Annotated in this window: 19 protein-coding genes; 9 read left to right on the top strand and 10 right to left on the bottom strand. The window is 73.7% G+C overall.

Features of this window, described 5'->3' with window-relative positions; translation table 11 throughout:
* Positions 1-123 precede the first annotated feature (123 nt).
* From JQN83_RS08740 to JQN83_RS08730, 3 genes are all read right to left on the bottom strand, one after another.
* Positions 124-840: an HD domain-containing protein gene (locus JQN83_RS08740; RefSeq protein WP_208566563.1), complete on the bottom strand. Its 717-nt coding sequence runs from the start codon at positions 838-840 to the stop codon at positions 124-126.
* Positions 841-900: 60 nt separating this feature from the next.
* Positions 901-1416 (bottom strand): ATP-binding protein, encoded by a 516-nt coding sequence (locus JQN83_RS08735; protein ID WP_307799097.1) that lies wholly within the window; start codon positions 1414-1416, stop codon positions 901-903.
* 186 nt (positions 1417-1602) lie between these two features.
* Positions 1603-1905: a helix-turn-helix domain-containing protein gene (locus JQN83_RS08730; RefSeq protein ID WP_208566561.1), complete on the bottom strand. Its 303-nt coding sequence runs from the start codon at positions 1903-1905 to the stop codon at positions 1603-1605.
* Between the two features lie 66 nt (positions 1906-1971).
* On the opposite strand from JQN83_RS08730, the gene map reads away from it, so the two are divergent.
* A complete protein-coding gene (gene map, locus JQN83_RS08725) occupies positions 1972-2742 on the top strand; it encodes a type I methionyl aminopeptidase (protein ID WP_208566560.1) in 771 nt (256 codons plus the stop codon).
* A 143-nt stretch (positions 2743-2885) separates the two neighbouring features.
* Here map and JQN83_RS08720 read toward each other — a convergent pair whose 3' ends face one another.
* The 6 genes from JQN83_RS08720 to JQN83_RS08695 form a co-directional block, all read right to left on the bottom strand.
* Entirely contained in the window at positions 2886-4232 is a 1347-nt protein-coding gene (locus tag JQN83_RS08720) for a pectate lyase family protein (protein ID WP_208566559.1), read from the bottom strand.
* Between the two features lie 34 nt (positions 4233-4266).
* Positions 4267-5436: a Gfo/Idh/MocA family protein gene (locus JQN83_RS08715; protein ID WP_208566819.1), complete on the bottom strand. Its 1170-nt coding sequence runs from the start codon at positions 5434-5436 to the stop codon at positions 4267-4269.
* A gap of 155 nt (positions 5437-5591) precedes the next feature.
* Positions 5592-7082, bottom strand: a complete 1491-nt coding sequence (locus JQN83_RS08710; protein ID WP_208566558.1) for a mannitol dehydrogenase family protein — start codon at positions 7080-7082, stop codon at positions 5592-5594.
* Positions 7073-8377, bottom strand: a complete 1305-nt coding sequence (locus JQN83_RS08705) for an enolase C-terminal domain-like protein (protein ID WP_208566557.1) — start codon at positions 8375-8377, stop codon at positions 7073-7075. The genes JQN83_RS08710 and JQN83_RS08705 overlap by 10 nt, the downstream gene beginning before the upstream one ends.
* Positions 8374-9798: a glucuronate isomerase gene (gene uxaC, locus JQN83_RS08700; protein WP_208566556.1), complete on the bottom strand. Its 1425-nt coding sequence runs from the start codon at positions 9796-9798 to the stop codon at positions 8374-8376. Before uxaC ends, JQN83_RS08705 begins: the two co-directional genes overlap by 4 nt.
* A gap of 69 nt (positions 9799-9867) precedes the next feature.
* Complete coding sequence (locus JQN83_RS08695; RefSeq protein WP_208566555.1) at positions 9868-11196, bottom strand: Gfo/Idh/MocA family protein; 1329 nt, start codon at positions 11194-11196, stop codon at positions 9868-9870.
* A gap of 240 nt (positions 11197-11436) precedes the next feature.
* On the opposite strand from JQN83_RS08695, the gene JQN83_RS08690 reads away from it, so the two are divergent.
* Genes JQN83_RS08690 through JQN83_RS08655 form a run of 8 tightly spaced genes read left to right on the top strand, consistent with a single transcriptional unit; the run spans position 11437 to position 19084 of the window.
* Positions 11437-12555: a LacI family DNA-binding transcriptional regulator gene (locus JQN83_RS08690; protein WP_208566554.1), complete on the top strand. Its 1119-nt coding sequence runs from the start codon at positions 11437-11439 to the stop codon at positions 12553-12555.
* A 16-nt stretch (positions 12556-12571) separates the two neighbouring features.
* Positions 12572-13912 carry an ABC transporter substrate-binding protein gene (locus JQN83_RS08685; protein WP_208566553.1) on the top strand — a complete coding sequence of 447 codons (1341 nt, stop codon included), beginning with the start codon at positions 12572-12574 and terminating at the stop codon, positions 13910-13912.
* A gap of 35 nt (positions 13913-13947) precedes the next feature.
* Positions 13948-14925, top strand: coding sequence for a carbohydrate ABC transporter permease (locus JQN83_RS08680; protein WP_208566552.1), 978 nt, complete (start codon positions 13948-13950; stop codon positions 14923-14925).
* Positions 14925-15803 (top strand): carbohydrate ABC transporter permease, encoded by an 879-nt coding sequence (locus JQN83_RS08675; protein ID WP_208566551.1) that lies wholly within the window; start codon positions 14925-14927, stop codon positions 15801-15803. The genes JQN83_RS08680 and JQN83_RS08675 overlap by 1 nt, the downstream gene beginning before the upstream one ends.
* Positions 15800-16432, top strand: a complete 633-nt coding sequence (locus JQN83_RS08670; RefSeq protein ID WP_244252057.1) for a hypothetical protein — start codon at positions 15800-15802, stop codon at positions 16430-16432. Before JQN83_RS08675 ends, JQN83_RS08670 begins: the two co-directional genes overlap by 4 nt.
* Positions 16429-17391 carry a DUF6807 domain-containing protein gene (locus JQN83_RS08665; protein ID WP_307799095.1) on the top strand — a complete coding sequence of 321 codons (963 nt, stop codon included), beginning with the start codon at positions 16429-16431 and terminating at the stop codon, positions 17389-17391. Before JQN83_RS08670 ends, JQN83_RS08665 begins: the two co-directional genes overlap by 4 nt.
* Positions 17388-18479 carry a sugar kinase gene (locus JQN83_RS08660; protein ID WP_307799094.1) on the top strand — a complete coding sequence of 364 codons (1092 nt, stop codon included), beginning with the start codon at positions 17388-17390 and terminating at the stop codon, positions 18477-18479. Before JQN83_RS08665 ends, JQN83_RS08660 begins: the two co-directional genes overlap by 4 nt.
* Positions 18476-19084 carry a bifunctional 4-hydroxy-2-oxoglutarate aldolase/2-dehydro-3-deoxy-phosphogluconate aldolase gene (locus tag JQN83_RS08655; protein ID WP_208566550.1) on the top strand — a complete coding sequence of 203 codons (609 nt, stop codon included), beginning with the start codon at positions 18476-18478 and terminating at the stop codon, positions 19082-19084. Before JQN83_RS08660 ends, JQN83_RS08655 begins: the two co-directional genes overlap by 4 nt.
* Positions 19085-19139: 55 nt before the next feature.
* On the opposite strand, the gene JQN83_RS08650 is transcribed toward JQN83_RS08655, so the two are convergent.
* The gene (locus JQN83_RS08650) at positions 19140-20156 is read right to left on the bottom strand and encodes a LacI family DNA-binding transcriptional regulator (protein WP_208566815.1); all 1017 of its coding nucleotides are present in this window, start codon (positions 20154-20156) and stop codon (positions 19140-19142) included.
* Between the last annotated feature and the right edge of the window lie 95 nt (positions 20157-20251).

The following is a 20251-nucleotide window of genomic DNA, read 5'->3' as shown; positions in this document are numbered from 1 at the left end:
TGCGGTGCGGTGCCGTGCCGGGTCGCGGGTCGTTTCCGGCCACCGGCGGGCCAGGGGCGCTGCGCCGGCCCCGCCCGACCTGCCGGCGGGAGAGGCGCAGCGAAGGTGTCGGGCGGGGCGAGGTCAGTTGGGGTGGTCGAGGATCGCGCTGAACCGCTCCTCGGCCAGGTCGAGCTGGGCGAAGATGTGCCGCTTCACCGGTGCCGACAGCGGGGTGTCCGGTCGGGCGATCAGATCCCGGAACACCGGCACCAGCGGGCGGTACTTCGCCGCCGAGCGGGCCACCTTGGGCCCGACGGCGTAGACCACCCCCACGCCGTTGTCGGTGAAGTCGGAGATCTTGATGACCCGGGCCCACGGCTCCCGGTCCAGGCTGGCCGCGACGTGCTCGCGGTACTGCACGTGCGGGTCCCGGTCCGGGTCGTACACCGGGTTGGTGACCGCGCCGACGAGCCGGGCCACCCGCGTCCCGAACCGGTCGGCCAGCGTGGCCAGCGCCGCCGCCGTCGGGTCGGACGCCTGCGCGCCGGCCAGCTCCCGGGGGTGGTCCTCCACCGCGTCGTGCAGTAGACCGGCGACGATCACGTCGACGTCGCGAACCTGGTAGTGGTGCATCATCCGGATCGCCACCCGCAGCAGGTGGTTGAGGTAGGGCTCCCGGGACCGGCGGTCGTCGCGGTGCAGCTCGGCGGCGAGGTCCAGGGCGGCGGTCAGCCGGTCCCGGTCGGCCGCCGCGAAGGCCGGCAGCTCCAACCGGAACCGGGCCAGCAGGCCCGGCTCACCGTGCAGCTCGGTGATCGCGTGCATCGGCATGGTGGCGAGGTACGGCGGGAACTCCATCGCCTACTTATAGCCGATCTTCACTGTCCAGCGGACCCCGTCGTCGGGCATGTGACCGGGTCACCTCCTGCCGGAAAGGTGCTTGACCAGGCGTACCGTCGTCCCGTCGGGGGTGCCGTCGAGCTGTGCCTCGTCCATCAGGCGGGCCATGATCAGTCGGCCCCGGCCCCGGCCCCGGCCCCGGTCCCGCCCGTCGGAGGGGCCGTCGCGCCAGCCGCCGGTGTCGGACACCTCGATCTCCAGCCGGCCGGCGTGCAGTCCGGCCCGTACCGTGACGGTGGCCCCGGACGCGAAGCGGCAACCGTGCTCGATGGCGTTGGCGCACGCCTCGCCGACGGCGATCAGCACCACCTCCACGTCGGCCTCGTCCACCCCGGCCCCGGTCAGCCACGACCGCAGCGCCTCCCGGGTGGGGGAGAGCTGGGCCGGGTCGGCGGCCAGTGCGGCGCGGAACACCACCGGCGTGTCCCGGGCCGCCGGGCCGGCAGGTGGTGGCGTGCCGGGCGGGTCGTCCGCCGGGTGGCGTGCGGCCACCGGGTCGGGGCAGCTCGCGCCGACGTCGCGTCCACCCGTCACCCGCGCCCACCTCCGCTGATCCTCGCCGCCGGGGCCGGGCCCGACCGTCGTTGCCGCCATTCTCCCTGTCCCGGCCGGCCGTACCCGGACCAGGGGTCTTCCCGTGACAGTGACGCCGCACCCGGGTCCGGCGGGCGGGTGGTCCGGTGCCACCGGGCCCCGGCCGGGTCGGTCGGCGGTGGGGGCTTAGGAGGCCAGCCGCCCGGCGGGGTCGTGCACCGGGCCGGCGAGACCGAGGCCGCCGTCGGACTGGTTGATCTCCGACCAGACCGCGTCGAGGGAGAGGCCGAGGACGTCGGCGAGTACCGCGATGGTCGGGAAGGCGGGGGTGGCCACCCGGCCGGATTCGATCTTGCGGAGGGTCTCCGGGGAGAGCCCGGCGGCCAGCGCGGTGCCGAGCATCGACCGTTGGCCCCGGGCGCGGCGCAGCAGGGCGCCGAGGCGTTGTCCGCGTTCGACCTCGGCGGGAGTGAGCGGCAACCTGACCATGGCTGCGATTCTAGTACCGGGATAACATGACCGGGATACTTATTGGTGGTCCGAGGAAGGCGCTGCATGATCGAGATCCTGAACCCCGCCGACCTCCTGCGCGCGCGGGACACCGGCGCGCTGGTCGCCGACATCCTGCGGACGCTCAAGAGCCGCAGCGTGGTCGGCACCAACCTGCTGGAGATCGACAGGTGGGCGCACCAGATGATCGTCGAGGCCGGGGCGCAGTCCTGCTACGTCGACTACGAGCCGTCCTTCGGACGCGGGCCGTTCGGCCACTACATCTGCACCTCCGTCAACGACGCGGTGCTGCACGGCCTGCCCCACGACTATCCGCTCGCCGACGGTGACCTGCTCTCGCTCGACCTCGCGGTCTCCCTCGGCGGCGTGGTCGCCGACTCGGCCATCAGCTTCGTCGTGGGCGACACACCGTCCCCGGAGAGCGTCGCGCTGATCGACGCGACCGAACGCGCGCTGGCCGCCGGGATCGCCGCCGCCGGCCCCGGAGCCCGCGTCGGCGACATCTCGTACGCCATCGGCAGCGTCCTCGGCGCGGCGGGATATCCGATCAACACCGAGTTCGGGGGGCACGGCGTCGGCTCCACCATGCACCAGGACCCGCACGTGTCCAACACGGGCCGGCCCGGTCGCGGTTACCGGCTGCGCCCCGGGCTGCTGCTGGCCCTGGAACCCTGGATCATGGCGGACACCGCCGAACTCGTCACCGACCGCGACGGCTGGACACTGCGCAGCGTGACCGGCTGCCGGACGGCACACAGCGAACACACCATCGCCATCACCGACGACGGCGCCGAGGTGATGACCCTGCCGAGGTAGCCCCCGGCAGGGTCAGCGCCGCCCCGGTCAGCGCCGCCCCGGCCGATGTCACGCCGGCCGGGACGACCGACCGGTCGGACCGCACCGGCGACGGCGCGGCCCGACCGCAACGGGTCACCGTGACAGTTGGCCCCGGACGCGGGTCACCAGGGCAGTCGACCGGCCCCGGCGAACGGCCCCACCACGAGCGGCACCAGCGGCGCGGGCACCGGCTGCGCCACGCGCAGGGTCGGCGTCCAGCCGGCGTCGCCGCCCAGATCCGGGTCGTGGGTCGCGTTGTAGGCGGCCACCAGGTCGACCGGGCGGGGCAACGCCCGGTCGGCGTCGACCCAGTTGCCCCGGGTGGTGACGGCGGTGCCACCCCAGTCGTAGAGCAGGCCGTCGGGGGCGATGCCGGCACCGAGGGTGAAGAAGTTGTTCTCCACGTACGCGGCGGACTGCACGCCCACCCCGATCGCGTACGCGAAGTCGTCGCCGGCCAGCCGGTACCAGTTGTTGTAGACGTCGACCTGGCCGAACCGCACCCGGGGCAGCCGCTGGAGCACCCGGTCGAACAGGTTGTGGTGCAGCGTCACCTTCAACCGGCCGACGTCCGGCCCGACCGTGTTGGACGAGCCGATCAGCATCAGCTTGTCCCGTCCGGTGAACCGGTTGTACGAGGCGGTCACCAGGCTCGCCGTGTGGGTGACGTCCAGCGACCCGTCGTGCACCTGGTAGGGCCGGCCGAAGTACACCGGCTGGGCGCTGTCCGGGTTGTCGCCGTCGGTGAAGGTGTTGTGGTCGACCCAGACGTGCTCGCTGCGGCGTACCGAGACCTGGTCGTACTGGGAGTTCCAGTTGCCGGTCGCGCCGTCGGTGGGCGACCAGGCGGGGAAGCAGTCCCGGGCGTCGTCGAAGGTCAGGTTGCGCACGATGACGTTGCTGGCCCCGTCGATCATCAGGGTCAGCCCGGTGAGGGTGGCCCCGTGCCGGCCGACGATGGTGGTGTTGGGCCCGACGTTGATCTGCGTCTGGCGGGTCTGGTTGGCCACCGAGCGCACCCGGGCCGCCTCCAGCGCCCCGGTCGGCGGCACCATGCCCCACACCGCCGGGTCGTACGCGGCCAGGTACGCCGGCAGGCTGTACTCCGGGTCGGCCAGGTCGGCACAGCCGAGCAGGTGGCCGTCGTCGGCGGCGAACCCGTCGACGGTGCCGTCCACGACGATCACCTTCGGGGTGGCGTTGCTCTTGTTGGTGGCGTTGTCGCCGCCCAGCGCGCGGACCAGGTCGGCCCGGCTGCGCACCAGGTGGACCTGGTCCGGGGCGGCCGCCGCGCCGCCGGTGGTGCCGGGGCCGTCGGCCGCCCAGCCGTCACCGGCCGGCAGGGTCTGCCGGGCGAACCGCTCGACGCCCCGGGGCGGCCCGTCGGGTGGCGCGGCGTACGCGGCGGTGCCCGAGGTCAGCAGGAGGGTGAGGGCGACCAGGGCCGCCCCGGTGGTGCGTGGACGCATGGGACTCTCCCGAAGGGTGGTGGTGGGTGGTGCGTCAGTCGTCCTGTGCCGCCAGGGGGATACGCGCCGGCGGCACCGCCCACGGCACCGCCAGCTCCGACAGCAGCGCGCCCTGCTCGGCGGCCCGGCGCAGCACCGCGTTGATCCCGCGTACCGTCACCACCCGCTCCGGCCCGCTGCCGGCGGCCGTGACCAGGTCGCCGTCGAGCAGGGTCGGCTCGGGGGCCTGCCGCACCTGTTCCAGCACGGCGGTGAACGGTGCGGTGCGGGCCAGCGGGGCGATCAGCGGGGTGCCGTCCGGGTCGGCGCGGTGGGCGAGCAGGTTCGCCAGCAGCCCCTGCCGGCCCGGCACCTCCTCAGGGTGCGGGTCACCGGGCAGCAGCAGCCGGTCGGTCGGGTACTCCAGCACCGCCCGCCCGGTGGTGCCGGTGACGATCACCTCACCGGCGACGAAGTCCTCCCCGGCCAGCGTCACCGCCGCCACGATCGGCGGCCCGCCGGGGGTGACGATCCGCAGCGTGGCGGTGTCGTCCACCTCGATCGGCCGGACCCGGTAGCGCTCCAGCTCGATGCGGGCCGGCCGGACCGGGGTGCCGGTCACCGTCTCGGCCACCGCCAGGCACTGCATCACCGCGTGCGCCAGCGGGTTGGCCAACGCCCCGTCGAGCACCGGTCGGCCGTGCAGGGTGCGCCGGCCGGCCCACGGGGATCGGGCGTAGTAGCTGTCGGGGCGTTGCCAGCAGGCGACCGTGCCGATGCCGGTGACGGTGCCCAGCCGGCCCTGCCCGACGGCGGCCGACAACTGCGCCAGCGCCACCGACCCGAGCGCCTGGAAGCCGACCTGGCAGGCCCGGCCGGTCGCGGCCAGCGCCCCGGCCAGCGTCCGGTGTTCGGCGGTGGACAGCACCGGAGGCTTCTCCAGCAGCAGGTCGGCACCGGCGGCGAGGACGTCCAGGGCGATCGGCAGGTGGGTGTGCGGCGGGGTGCACACGATCACCACGTCGGGGCGGGCGGCGGCGAGCATCTCCCGGTGGTCGGTGTGCACGGTGGTCCCGGGCGGCACCGGCGCGGCCGGCTCGTCCTCGATCGGCCGTACGTCCACCAGCGCCACCAGCCGCAACCGTCCCGCCGCGTGCAGCGGGGCCACCGCCCGCCGGTGCCAGCGGCCGTGCCCGTTCGCGCCGACGATCGCCACCCGGGGCACGGCGACCCCGGTCCCGGCGGGGTGGTCGGGCCGGGCGGCCCCGGCCGGGCCGCCCGGCGGTGCCCCGGTGGGGGAGCCCGACGGTGTCCCGGTGGTCGCCGCCGGTGCGCCCTGGGCGGCGAGCCCGCCGACGGCGGCCGGCGGCACCGGGGCGGTCACGCCGCACCGGCCAGGACCGCCGCCACCGGGTGGGTACGCAACGCGCCCAGCCAGCCGGCGACGTCGGTGCGGAACCCGTCGTCGTCGGCGAGCGCGGCCGGGAAGACCTCCGGCAGGGCGAACAGCGCCTCCACCGTCCCGGCGGGGGTGTCCCCGGCGGTGGCGAGCGCGGTGGTGATCCGGTCGGCCAGCGGGTCGTCCAGCGGCAGCACCGTGCCGTCGTCGGCCCGCCCGTCGAGGAACCGCAGCCAGGCCGCCACGACCAGCGCCGACCAGTACGCCGGCCGGCCCTGTGCGCGCAGGTCGACGGCGGTGTGCAGGACCCGCTGCGGCAGCTTCTGCGACCCGTCCATCGCCACCTGGAGGGTGCGGTGCCGGATCGCCGGGTTGGCGAAGCGGGCCAACACCTCGTCGCCGTACCCGGTGACCCGTACCCCGTCGGGTGGGGTGAAGCTCCCGGCCACATCGTCGGCGACGAACCGGCGCAGCACGTCGGTCAGGCCGGGCAGGGCCAGCGCCTCGGCGATCGTCTCGCGGCCGGCCACCGCACCCAGGTAGGCCACCGCCGAGTGCACGCCGTTGAGGCCGCGCAGCTTCAGCCGTTCCCACCGGCCGGCGTCGGTGGTGAGCACCGCACCGGCCCGCTCCCACCGGGGCCGGCCGCCGGGGAAGTCGTCCTCCACCACCCACTGGGTGTACGGCTCGGCGGCCACCGCCGCCAGGTCGGTCACCCCGAGCGCGGCGCGGGCGTCTGCCAACGTCGCGTCGGTGCTGGCCGGGACGATCCGGTCCACCATCGTGCCGGGGAAGCTCACCTGCCCGGCGAGGGCGTCCAGCACGGCGTCCGGCACCCCGGCCAGGGCCAGCGACTGCTGCACCAGGCCGCGCAGCCGACGCCCGTTGGACGGCAGGTTGTCGCAGCTGACCAGCGCGATCGGCCCCGCCTGTGCGGCGGCACGGGCGAGCAGCCCGCGCACCAGCAGGCCGGGTACGGTGACCGGCAGCCGGTCGGTGGTCAGGTCGCGGGTCAGCTCCGGGTCGGCCCGCAGCACCCCGGAGACCGGGTCCAGGTGGTACGCCTTCTCGGTCACCGTCAGCGTCACCACCCGGATCGCCGGGTCGGCCAGCAGCGCGAGCACCGCCGCCGGGTCGCTGGCGGCGTGCCGTACCCCGGCCAGCGCGCCGACGACCCGGGTCTCGGACCGGTCGGCGGCCAGCGTGGTGACGCTGAACAGCGCGTCCTGCGCCGCGAGGGCCTCGACCAGGGTGGTGCTGCGCGGCGCGACGCCGATGATGCCCCAGTTGCCGCCGGCCGCGTCGACCGCGGCCTCGGTGTAGACCGCCTGGTGGGCCCGGTGGAACGCGCCCAGTCCCAGGTGGACGATGCCGGCCGGCACGCTGCCCGGTCGGATCAGCGGTCGGCTCTGCTCGGGCACCCGGCGCAGGGTGGCCAGCCCCAACCGGTCGGTGCCGACGTTCACCGCCATGCCGGGCCGTCCGGGAAGCGGAACCGGGCGATCGACTCGGGGCGCATGGTGGCGCTGTAGCCGGGGGCGGTGGGCAGCAGGTACCGGCCGCCCCGGGTGCGGACCGGGTCGACGAAGTGTTCGTGCAGGTGGTCGACGTACTCGACCATCCGCCCGTCCAGGCTGGTGCCGACCCGCAGATAGTCGAAGATCGCCAGGTGCTGCACGTACTCGCAGAGGCCGACGCCACCGGCGTGCGGGCAGATCGGCACCCCGAACTTCGCCGCCAGCAGGATCTCCGCCAGCACCTCGTTGACCCCGGCGACCCGGCAGGCGTCGATCTGCATCACCCCGATCGCCTCGGCCTGGAGCAGCTGCTTGAAGATCACCCGGTTGGCGGCCACCTCGCCGGTGGCGACCCGGCACCGGCCGTCGGTCAGCCCGGTCACCGCCCGGGCGATCCGGGCGTGGCCGAGGATGTCGTCGGCGTGCGTCGGCTCCTCGATCCAGTACGGGTCGACCTCGGCCAGCGCGGTCATGTTGGTGATCGCCTCGTCGACGTCCCAGACCTGGTTGGCGTCCATCATCAGCAGCGCGTCCGGGCCGATCTCGGCCCGGATGATCCGCGCCCGGCGCAGGTCGTCGGCCGGCGGGCCGCCGACCTTCATCTTCATCGCCCGCCACCCCTGGGCGTACGCCTCGCGGGTCAGCGCCCGCACCTTCTCGTCGGGATACCCCAACCACCCCACCGACGTGGTGTACGACGGGAAACCGTTCTGCTCAAGTTCCGCGAGCCGTTCCGACCCTCCGACCAGTCCCTTGTCGAGCAGGGTGGCCGCCTCGTCGGGGGTGAGCGCGTCGGTGATGTGGTGGAAGTCGATGTTGGCCACCAGTTCGTCGGTGGACAGCTCGGCGAGGTAGCGCCACATCGGCTTGCCGGCCAGCTTGGCCCGCAGGTCCCAGACGGCGTTGACCAGCGCGCCGGCGGCCATGTGGATGACCCCCTTCTCCGGCCCCAGCCAGCGCAGCTGCACATCGGCGGTGAGCGAGCGCCAGAACGCCACCGGCTCGGCCGCGATCTCCTCGACGGTGCGCCCCCGCACGTGGTGGGCGAGGGCCTCGATCGCCGCGCAGGTGATCTCGTTGCCCCGGCCGTTGGTGAAGGTGAACCCGGCACCCGTCGGGCCGCCGTCGGTGCGCAGCTCGACGTAGCTGGCCGAGTAGTCACCCCGGTTGATCGCGTCGGAGCCGTCGCCGGCCGCCGCGGTGGGGAACCGGACGTCGTGCACGTCGACGTCGGTGATCCTGGTGCTCATGCGGACCCTCCGAACCTGAAGACCTTCTTGGGCAGCCGGTACGCCAGGTCGACGACCGTCTCGGCGGCCTCGTCCTCGGTCAACCGGTGCTCGGCGACGAGGCGGGCCAGGAAACCGGCGTCGATCCGGCGGGCCACGTCGTGGCGGACCGGGATGGAGCAGAACGCGCGGGTGTCGTCGACGAACCCGGCGGTGTTGTAGAACCCGGCGGACTCGGTGACCGCCTCCCGGAACCGGCGCAGCACCTCCGGGGAGTCCAGGAACCACCAGGGCGCCCCGAGGTAGAGCGCGGCGTAGCCGCCGGCCAGCGGGGCCAGCTCCCGGGTGAACGTGTACTCGTCGAGGGTGTAGAGCACCACCCGCAGCCGCGGGTCGTTGCCGTACGCGTCGAGCAGCGGGGCGAGCGCGTGCACGTACTCGGTGGCGTGCGGGACGTCGCCGCCGACGTCGCGGCCGTGGGTGGCGTACAGCCGGCGGTTGTGGTTGCGCACCGCCCCGGGGTGCAGTTGCAGCACCAGCCCGTCGTCGAGGGACATCCGGGCGAACTCCACCAGCATGTGCGCCCGGAACGTCTCGGCGTCGGCGGCGTCGGCGAGCCCGCGCCGGCCCTTGTCGTAGAGCCGGGCCGCCTCGTCGGCGGTCAGTGCCAGGGTGCGCGCGGTGGGGTGGCCGTGGTCGGAGGAGGTCGCGCCGGCCGCGACGAACGCCGCCCGGCGGGCCCGCAGCGCGTCCAGGTAACCGGTGTACGTGCCGGTGTCGACGCCGGCCACCTCGCCGAGCCGGGCCACGTTGTCGGCCCAACCGTCGAACTCCATGTCGACCACGTTGTCCGGGCGGAAGGTGGTGACCACCCGGCCGCCCGGCCCGCCCCAGCCGTCGGCGGCGAGCTTGGCGTGCGCGGCGAGGTCGTCCAGGGGTGACTCGGTGGTGGCGAGGACCTCGATCCGGAACCGTTCGAACAGCGCCCGGGGCCGGTACGCCGGCTCGGCCAGCCGGGCGGCCACCTCGTCGTAGACGGCGTCGGCGGTGTCCGGGGTCAGCGCCGTGTCCACCCCGAACACCTCGCTGAAGGTGCGTTCCAGCCACAGTCGGGACGGGGTGCCCCGGAACAGGTGCCAGTGCGCGGCGAAGCGTCGCCAGATCGTCCGGCCGTCGGTTTCCACCGGGCTGCCGTCGACGCTGGGCACGCCCAGTTCGGCCGGGGGGACGCCCTGGCTGAGCAGCATCCGGGTGAGGTAGTGGTCGGGCACGATGAGCAGCCGGGCCGGGTCCGGGAAGGGTTGGTCCTCGGCCAACAGCGCCGGGTCGACGTGTCCGTGCGGCGAGATGATCGGCTGCGGCCCGGCCAGGGCGTACAGCTCGCGGGCGATGGCCCGGACGCCCGGGTCGGTCGGCAGGAGCAGGTCAGGAGAGGTCGGCACGTCGGGGGACTCCTCGGATGCGGGCGGAGGGTCGGCGGTTCCGGGTGGACGGTCGTGGGGCCGGCCCGGTCAGGGCAGGGTGAGCAGGTCGGCGACGCGCACCGGGTCGCCGGTGGCGAAGGACCGGTTGGCGGCCAGGCCGGTGAGCAGGGCCAGTGCCCCGTCGTGGGCGGTGGCGGCCCGCTCCAGCGGGTCCGGTTCGCCACCGAAGATCACCCGGGTCATCCGGGTGTCCGCGCCGCCGTGGCCCTGCCGGGTGTAGCCCTCGACGGGGATCCGGGTGGGCGGGGCCCAGAACGGGCGCAGGGTGAGGGTGGCCTCGCCGTGCTCGGCGGCGGCCTCGTCGCCGTGCAGGGCCGCCCCCTTGAGCGCACCGGCGGCGGCCGGGCTGACGAAGTCGCTCTCGGTGACCTCCAGTTCGAGGCGGCCCCGGCTGCCGTTGACCATCACCCGGTAGCCCTCCCAGGGGGCGTACGCGGTGAGGTGGTAGGTCATCGTCGCGCCGGTGGAGTAGCGGGCCAGCACCGCCATGTCGTCCTCGATGGTGACGCCGGGGGCGAAGACGTTCTGGTCGCGGTGGTAGCCGTCCTCACCCTCGGCGTCGAGGTAGAGCTCCCGCAGTCGGGGGTGCTCGGCCAGCCGCAGGGCGAACGGGTCGTCGGTGGCGGCGGGGGAGTCGTGCGCCCGCTCGTAGTCGCGGGCGTAGCCGTGCCGGCGGCCGTCGTCGCCGTAGAAGAACAGCCGCCCGGCCGCGTACACCTCGACGGGGGTGGCGTCGAGCCACCAGTTGACCAGGTCGAAGTGGTGGCTGGCCTTGTGCACCATCAGCCCGCCGGAGCTGGCCTTGTCCCGGTGCCAGCGGCGGAAGTAGTCCGCGCCGTGCCGTACGTCGAGCAGCCACTCGAAGTGCACCGAGCCGATCTCGCCGACCGCGCCGTCGGCGAGCAGCCTTCTGACCTGCTCGTGCAACGGGTTGTAGCGGTAGTTGAAGGCGACGGTGACCTGCCGCCCGGTCTCGGCGACCGCGTCGAGGATGCGTCGGCAGCGGGGGGCGTCGGTGGTCATGGGTTTCTCGGTGACCACGTCGCAGCCGGCCCGCAGGGCCGCCACGATGTACTCGTCGTGGGTGACGTCGACGCTGGTCACCAGGACCACGTCGACCCGTTCCTTGGCGAGCATGGCGGTGAAGTCGTCGGCCCGGTAGGTCGGCACGGGCGGGTGGCCCAGCTCGGTCAGCCACCGGTTGTGCGCGTCCATCCGGGTCTGGTTGACGTCGGCGAAGGCGACCAGCTCGGCGGTGTCGGCGTGCTCGGTGACCAGGGCGCGGACGAACATCTCGGCTCGCGCCCCGGTGCCGACCAGGGCGTGCCGGCGGCGGGACGCGGCTGGTGGTGACATCGGGTGGACCTCCCCGGTTGCTGCAAAGGTTTGCAGTGAAGAAACCACGGCGATGAAGAGCACGTCAACGATCGATGCCAATCCCGTGTCATAGATCCCGTTTCGTGGGCTTAAAGGGGCATGGCGGGAGCGCCCCCGCAATCGACCTGTAACAAACTCCCGTTGACAGTGGAGCAACCGTTTGCATTAATTGGCGGCACCCACGTGACCCCGACCACACCATCGACGAGAGGGCCGCCCGTGCCAGCCACCATCCGCGACGTCGCGCGGGCCTCGGGCGTGCACATCTCCACGGTGTCCCGCACCTTCTCCGCACCCCACCTGGTCAACCCGGAGACCCGGGTCCGGGTGCTGGCCTGCGCCGAGGAACTCGGCTACCGCCCCAACCGGGCCGCCCGCGCCCTGATCACCGGCCGGACCCACAACATCGGCCTGATCATCGCCGACATCGCCAACCCGTTCTTCCCACCGCTGATCAAGGCGGCCGAGGGGCAGGCCCGGCACCGCGACTACCACGTCTTCGTGGCCGACACCAACGAGGACCCGGCCGCCGAGGAGGAGCTGGTCCACGCGCTGGCCAAGCAGGTCGACGGGGTGCTGCTGTGCAGCCCCCGGATGAGCAACGCGCTGATCGAGCAGGTCAGCCGGGAAGTCCCGGTGGTGGTGATAAACCGGCAGGTCACCGGCCTGCCCTGCGTGATGATGGACGTCGGCCAGGGGGCCCGCGCCGCGATCGAGCACCTGCTCGGCCTCGGCCACCGGCAGCTCGCCCTGCTCGGCGGCCCGCGCGGCTCCTGGACCAACCAGCAGATGCGCCGGGCGGCCGGGGCCGCCGCCCGCTCCGGCGGGGCCGAGCTGACCGTGCTCGGGCCGAACCCGCCCACCGAGACCGGCGGCAGCGCACTGGCCACCCAGGTACGCGACAGCGGCGTCACCGCCGTGCTCGCCTACAACGACCTGATGGCGATCGGGCTGATCGAGGGGCTCGACCACCTCGGCATCCGGGTGCCGCAGGACGTCAGCGTCGTCGGCGTCGACGACATCGCGCTGAGCCGACTCACCCGCCCCAAGTTGACGACGGTGGCCACGCCAACCGCGGCCGCCGGCCGGACGGCCGTCGACATGCTGCTGCAACACGACTCCGAACTCCGCCCCCGCGGCGGGGGACGGGCAGCGGCCGTCGGCGACCGACGCACCACCGCACAGGTAATGCTCCAGACCGAACTGGTCATTCGCGACTCGACCGGACCCCTACCCGGTCGATCCCGTCCCGGATCCGTTCCGGATGGCCCGGGCCCGCATCGCCTTGCGGACCCGGGCAGCCCGACCGTGACCACCGGTGGCGTCGTCGCCTCCTAGCCCGAGGAGTGAGCGCATGCACCCCGCAACGTCCCCCACCGCCGGCACGCCGGCCGAGCCGCACCACCGTACCCCCGCACCCCGTCGTCGATTCCTGCGCGGCCTGGTCGCCGCCGCCGTCGCCGTACCGCTGATGTTCGGCGCGGCGGCCTGCGGCGACGACGACGCCGGTGCCGGCGGCCAGATCAAGCTCTCCATCTTCTGGTGGGGCGGTGAGGCGCGGGCCAAGCTCACCGAGGACGCCCTCGCCCTCTACACCAAGAAGCACCCGAACGTGACCTTCGAGAAGACCTGGCAGGCCAACCAGGGCTACTTCGACAAGCTGGCCACCCTCACCGCCGGCGGCAACCCGCCGGACCTGTTCCAGATCGACGACAACTACCTGTCCGAGTACGCCGGCCGCAGCACCGTGCTCGACCTCAAGAGCTACCAGGACTCCGGCAAGCTCGACGTGTCCAAGTTCCCCAAGAGCCTGCTGGAGTACGGCGTCGTCGACGGCAAGCTGGCCGGGGTGGCCTCCGGCGAGAACACCCAGGGCCTGGTCTACAACAAGACCCTGCTGACCAGCAACGGACTCCCGGAACCGACCACCGGCCAGAGCTGGGAGGAGCACATCGCCTGGGCCGAGCAGGTGGCCAGGAAGACCAAGATCCCCGGCACCCAGGACCCGAGCGCCGACTACAAGGCGTTCTGGGTGTGGCTGCGCCAGCAGGGCAAGGACCTCTACAACGGCAAGGACCTGGGCTTCACCGCCGAGGACGTGACGAAGTGGTTCGAGCTGTGGAAGGGCGCCCGGGACCGGGGCGCCACCCCCACCCCCGACGTGATCCACGAGGGCAACGCCAGCGACGTGACCAAGCAGCTCGTGGTCACCGGCAAGGCCGCGACCTCCTGGGTGTGGGTCAACCAGATGCCCGACCTGAAGAAGAACACCAAGGACGAGCTGGGCGTCGTCGCCTACCCGGGTGACCCGAGCGCCCAGTGGGCCCGCGCCTCGATGTACTGGTCGGTGTTCAAGAGCAGCAAGCACCGCGACACCGCCGTCGACGTGATCAACTTCCTGGCCAACGACCCGGAGGCGGCGGCGCTGCTCGGCACCGACCGGGGGCTGCCGTCGAACATGGACCTGCGGGCCAAGGTCAGCGAGACGGTGACCGACCCGGCGATGAAGCAGTCCATCCAGGTCGAGACCGAGCTGGCGCAGAAGTTCGGCACGTCGCCGCAGGTGCCGATCAAGGGACACAGCAAGGTCAAGTCCGAGCTGGTCAAGGCCGCCGAGAACGTCCAGTACAAGCGGGCCACCCCGGCCCAGGCGGCGGAGCAGTTCATCGCCGCCTGCAAGTCCGCGATCGCCTGATCGACCGGTCGCGGTCGACGAAAGGAGCCGGCCCCGTGGCCCTCACCACGGCCCCCGGCCGGACCGGACGCACCGGTTCCGCCCGCCCCCACGCCAACCGGCGTCGGGGCGGGCGGGACCGGCACGCCGAAGGACTGGCGGGTTACGTATTCCTCTCGCCCTGGCTCATCGGACTGATGGGCGTCACGGCGATCCCCATGCTGCTCTCGCTCTGGCTGAGCTTCACCAACTACGACATCCTCACCCCGCTGTCCGAGGTGCAGTGGGTGGGGCTTGCCAACTACGAGCGGATGTTCACCGCCGACCCGTCGTACTGGCACGCGGTCCGGGTCACGTTGACCTTCGCCCTGGTGGCCGTACCGCTGAAACTGGCCGCCGCCCTCGGGGTGGCGCTGCTGCTCAACAAGGCGTGGCGGGGGGTGGGCCTGTTCCGGGCGCTGTTCTACCTGCCGTCCCTGCTCGGTGGCAGCGTCGCGCTGGCCATCGTCTGGGTCAACATGTTCAACCGGGACGGCGCGTTCAACTCGTTCCTCGCGCTGTTCGGCATCGAGGGGCTGCCCTGGGTCAGCGACCCGGACTGGGCGCTGCAGACCCTGATGGTGCTGGCCATCTGGCAGTTCGGCGCGCCTATGGTGATCTTCCTGGCCGGGTTGAAGCAGGTCCCCACCGAGCTGTACGAGGCCGCCTCCGTCGACGGTGCCGGCCGGTTCCGCCAGTTCTGGCACGTCACCCTGCCGATGCTCTCCCCGGTCATCTTCTTCAACCTGGTGCTGGAGACCATCAACGGGTTCCAGGGCTTCACCGCCGCCTTCGTGCTCAGCAACGGCACCGGCGGGCCGGTCGACTCCACCCTGATGTACACGCTGAAGCTCTACATCTCCGGCTTCACCGACCTGGAAATGGGCTACGCCTCCGCGATGGCCTGGGTGTTCCTGATCGCGATCGGCCTGATCACCGTGGTCTTCTTCAGCACCGGGCGGTTCTGGGTGCACTACTCCGACGGGGAGAAGTGATGGTGGCGGTGACCTCGACGGCGCGGCGGCCCGGCCGGCGGCAGGGCGGCCGGCAGGCCGTACGCCTGCTGATCCTGATCGTGATCGTGGCGGTGGTGCTCTACCCGCTGCTGTGGATGGTGGGCACCTCGGTCAAGTCGCAGGAAGAGATCGTCAACAACATCGGTCTGCTGCCCGAGGCGTTCACCCCGGGCAACTACACCGCCGGCTGGGGCAACTTCGACCTCAGCTTCGGCACGTTCTTCCTCAACAGCGCCATGGTCAGCCTGCTGACCGTGGTCGGCAACGCGGCCTCCTGCCTGCTCGCCGCGTACGCCCTGGCCCGGTTGCGGTTCCGGCTGCGGGGGGTCTGGTTCGCCGTCATGATCGGCACCCTGCTGCTGCCCGGCCACGTGCTGATCGTGCCGCAGTACATCCTGTTCCGCAGCCTCGGCCTGGTCGGCGGGGAGTGGCCCTACCTGCCGCTGCTCATCCCGCAGTTCCTGGCCACCGAGGCGTTCTTCGTGTTCCTCATGGTGCAGTTCATGCGGGGCATCCCGCGCGAACTCGACGAGGCTGCCAAGATCGACGGTGCCAGCCCGTACGGCATCTTCCGGCACGTCATCCTGCCGCTGAGCCGCCCGGCGCTGGTCACCACCGCGATCTTCTCGTTCATCTGGACCTGGAACGACTTCTTCCGGCAACTGGTCTTCCTGTCCAGCCTGGACGACTACACCGTCCCGGTGGCGCTGACCCTGTTCATCGACTCCACCAGCCAGAGCGCGGTCGGCCCGATGTTCGCCATGTCGGTGCTGTCGCTGCTGCCGGTCTTCCTGTTCTTCCTGGCCTTCCAACGGATGCTGGTCGAGGGCATCAACACCAGCGGGTTGAAGGGATGACCGCCGTACCGGTGACGGAGCCGGCCGAGGCGCCCCTGCGCCGGGACTGGCGCGACACCCTGCGCGACGCCACCGACCTGGCGCTGCTCGGGTTCGCCGTGACGCTGGCCGCGCTGCCGGTGCTCACCCTCGCACCGGCCCTGGCCACCGCCAGCGCCGCCGTGCACGACCGGCTGACCCTCGGCGGCTGGCCGGACCTGCGCACCACGCTGTCCCGGTTCGGCCGGGCCCTGCCCGCCGGCCTGGTGGCCAGCGCCGTCGGGGTGGCCGTCGCCGTCGCGCTCGGCGTCGACCTGGTCGCCGTGGCCACCGGCCGGGTGCCCGGTGGCGGGCCCGTGCTGGCCGGCACCGCCGTGGTCACCGCCGCGCTGGCCGGGTACGCCGGGCTGACCGTGGTGGCGATCGGTCGTACCGGCGGGCGCGGTTTTCGGGCCGCGGCCCGGGTCGCCGCCCGGACCGGCCTGGCCCGGCCGGGGACCTGGGCGGCGGCCGGCGGGGTCTGCGCGGTGGCCGCTCTGTTGGGGATACTGGTCACCCCGGTGGCGGTGCCGATCCTGGCCGGCTACGCGTTGGCCGCCCTGCACGCCGTCGCCGCCCGCCGGTCCACCACCCGGACGGAGGCACCGTGACCGGTCACCCCCACCCCACCCCGGCCCAGCTCGGCCCGGAACCGGCCCGCCCCGGCGCGGACCCGACCGGATCCGTCCCGCCGCAGGTCCGGGTCGACCCGGACGGCCCGGGCGACGACGAGCCCCGCTTGCACGTCGGTGACGTCGAGGTGGCCCGGTACGTGGTGCGCCCCGACCTGGACCCGAAGCACGGGCCCCGGCCCTACCTGCACCCGGTGCGGACGCTGGCCGGCACCCCGGTCACCGACGCCCTGCCCGCCGACCACGTCTGGCACCTCGGGGCGTCGCTGGCGGTGCAGGACGTCGCCGGCACCAACCTGTGGGGTGGCCGGACGTACGTCCGGGACACCGGTTACACCTGGCGCGACGACCACGGGGTGATCGCCCACACGCGGTGGCGCGAACGCACCCCGGACCGGTTGGCGCACGTGTTGCAGTGGCGTGACCGCGACGGCGGGGTGCTGCTCACCGAGCACCGCCGGCTCGCCGCGAGCCCGGTGGCCCCCGACGCCTGGGCCCTCGACGTCGACTACACCCTCACCGCCCCCACCGATCGGGACGTCCACCTGGGCAGCCCGGCCACCAACGGGCGACCCGACGGGGCCGGCTACGGCGGGTTCTTCTGGCGGGCCGTCGCCGACGGGGAGCCGGTCACGTTCACCGCCGACGCCGACGGGGAGCAGGCGGCCAACGGCAGCGCCGCCCGCTGGGTCGCGCTGACCGGCGTCGCGCCGGCCGGTGGGGCGTACACCCTGGTCTTCACCGGCCTCGGGTTGGGCGACCGGTGGTTCGTGCGGACCGCGATGTACCCGGGGGTCTGCGTCGCCTTCGCCTTCGACCGGCCGGCCGTGGTGCCCGCCGGTGGCCGCCGCACCGGCCGGCACCGGGTGCTGGTCGCCGACGGGGTACGCGACCGGGCCGGCGTGGTCGCCCTGCTCGCCGCCGCGGAGCCGGTGTGACCGCCGACCGGCCGGCCCCGGCACCACCCGCCGACCGGTCGGCCCCGGCACCATCCGCCGACCGGTCGGCTGAGCAGTCGTCGGTCGGGCCGGAGGTGGTCACCGTCGGCGAGTCGATGGTGGTGCTCAGCCCCGATCCGACGGGTCCGCTGGACCGGGCCGACCGGTTGGGCGTCTCCGTCGGCGGTGCCGAGTCCAACGTGGCCTCCGCGCTCGCCGGGCTCGGCCACCGGACGGCGTGGGTGAGCCGGGTCGGCGACGACCCGTTCGGCCGGCGGGTGCTGCGGCACGTCGCCGCCACCGGCGTGGACACCCGCCTGGTCACCGTCGACCCGACCGCCCCGACCGGCGTCTACCTCAAGGACCCGACGCCCGGCGGCACCGCCGTGCACTACTACCGGTCCGGGTCGGCGGCCTCCCGCCTCGACCCGCAGGTGCTGGACGACCCGGCGCTGGCCGGGACCCGGCTGCTGCACCTGTCCGGGATCACCGCGGCCCTGTCGCCGTCCTGTGCGGCCCTGGTGCGCCGGGCGCTCACCGACCGGCCACTGCCCGCCGCCCGGATCACCTTCGACGTCAACCACCGGGCCCGGCTGTGGTCGGCGGAGACCGCCGCGCCGGTGCTACGCGGGCTCGCCGACGCCGCCGACGTGGTCCTCGTCGGACTCGACGAGGCCCGCGCCCTGTGGGGCGTCACCGCCCCGGACGCCGTACGCGACCTGCTGCCCGGTCCGGAACTGGTGGTGGTCAAGGACGCCGACGTCGGTGTCACCGCGCTACCCCGCGGCGGACCGGACGTCTTCGTCCCCGCGCTGCGGGTGCCGGTGCACGAGCCGGTCGGGGCCGGCGACGCGTTCGCCGCAGGCTGCCTGTCGGGGCTGCTGCGCGGCCTCGACCTGGAGCACTGCCTGCGGCTCGGGCACCTCTGCGCGGCCCCCGCCCTGACCGTGGCCGGGGACACCGCCCCGCCGCCGCGCCGGGCGCTGGCCGACCGGCTCCTGGCCCTGCCGGCGGGGGACTGGGCGCGCCTGGACCTGGTCGACGCCGGACTGCTCCCCACCCCCGCCACCGGAAGGAACGGTCGATGACCGCGCACGACTTCGCACCCCTGTTCGGCACCGCACGGGTGATGGTGATCCTGCGGGACCTGCCGCCGGCGGAGACCGTCCGGCTCGCCCAACGGGCCTGGAACCTCGGCATCGACGTGGTCGAGGTGCCGATCCGCACCCCGGACGCCACGCTGTCCCTGCGGGCGGCGGTGGAGGCCGGCAAGGACCGGGGCCGGCGGGTCGGGGCCGGCACGGTGCGTACCCCCGCCCAGGTCCGGCAGGCCGCCAGCGCCGGGGCGGCGTTCACCGTCGCCCCCGGGCTGGACCTGGCGGTGGCCGACGCGGCGGTCAGCTACGGCATCCCGCACCTGCCCGGGGTGGCCACCCCCACCGAGGCGCAGCTCGCGCTCGACCACGGGCTGATCTGGCTCAAGGCGTTCCCGGCGGTCAGCCTCGGCCCACAGTGGTTCAAGGCGGTCGCCGGCCCGCTGCCGGAGCTGCGGTTCGTGGCGACCGGTGGGATCGACGCCGGTAACGCCGCCGACTTCCTCGCCGCCGGGGTGCGGGTGGTGGCGGTGGGTTCGGCGCTGTCCGACCCCCGGCAGATCGACCGGCTCGCCGAGCTGGCGACGACCCCGGCCTGAGCCGGTGCCGACCCCGCCCGCCCACCCGCCGTGGTGCCTGCCCGGTGCGGGCGGATCAGTCCGGCGCCGGGCCGAGGCTGTCCCGGACGACCAGGGTGGCCGGCAGCACCTCGACCCGGGGCCGGTCCGCCGCCGGGCCCAGGGCCAGGGTCATCGCCCGCGCGCCCAGCTCCACCAGCGGCAGCCGGACGGTGGTCAGCGCCGGGGTGACGTCGGCGGCGACCGGCATGTCGTCGAAGCCCACCACCGAGACCTGCCCGGGCACCGCAACGTTGCGGGCGCGCAGCAGGGTCAGCGCGCCGACGGCCATCGAGTCGTTCAACGCCACCAGGGCGGTCAACCCGGGGACGGCGTCGAGCAGTTCACCGGCGGCGCGGGCGCCCCCGTCGCGGTCGAAGTCGGCGTAGCGGATGCGCTCGGCGGGCAGCGGGTGGCCGCCCTCGGCGAGCGCGGCCCGCAGCCCGTCGAGCCGGTCGGTGATCGTGGTCAGCACCTGCGGGCCGGCGACCACCCCGATCCGGGTGTGCCCCCGGCGCAGCAGTTCCGTGCCGAGCAGCCGGCCGCCGTCGGTGTTGGCCGGCATCACCGCGTCGCCCGGGTGTTCGTGCCGGCCCACCACCGCCACCCGGCCACCGGTCGTCTCGTAGGCGGCCAGCTTCTCGGCGAGCCGGGCGGTGAAGGTGGCGTCGTGGTAGCCGGAACCGGCCAGCACGATCGCGGCGACCTGCTGGGCGCGCAGCATCTCCACGTACTCCAGCTCGCGTTCCGGGTCGCGGTAGCTGTTGCAGATGATGACCAGCCGGCCGTGGTCGGTGGCGACCCGTTGCAGCCCCCGGGTCAGCTCGGCGAAGTACGGGTCGGACACGTCGTGCACCACCACGCCGACCACGCTGCGCTGCGGGCGGGCCAGCAGTTGGGCGTGCGCGTTCGGCACGTAGCGCAGGTCGGCGACGGCCCGCAGCACCCGTTCGCGCAGGTTGTCGGCGACGGGCTTGCTGCTGCCGTTGATCACCCGGGAGGCGGTGGCGGGGGAGACCCCGGCGCGACGGGCGACATCGGCCAGCGTCGCCATGGGCACCCCCGAAAGTGTCCGGACCCGATCCGGGCCGCGCGGTAGCGGACAGGTTACCGCAACGGTCGGGGCGGGCCCTTGCCCGTGGTCGGGCC

Source organism: Micromonospora antibiotica (assembly GCF_017599305.1).
GTDB lineage: Bacteria > Actinomycetota > Actinomycetes > Mycobacteriales > Micromonosporaceae > Micromonospora > Micromonospora antibiotica.
Note: the sequence above shows the minus strand (reverse complement) of the source record. Positions and strands in the feature narration are given on the sequence as shown.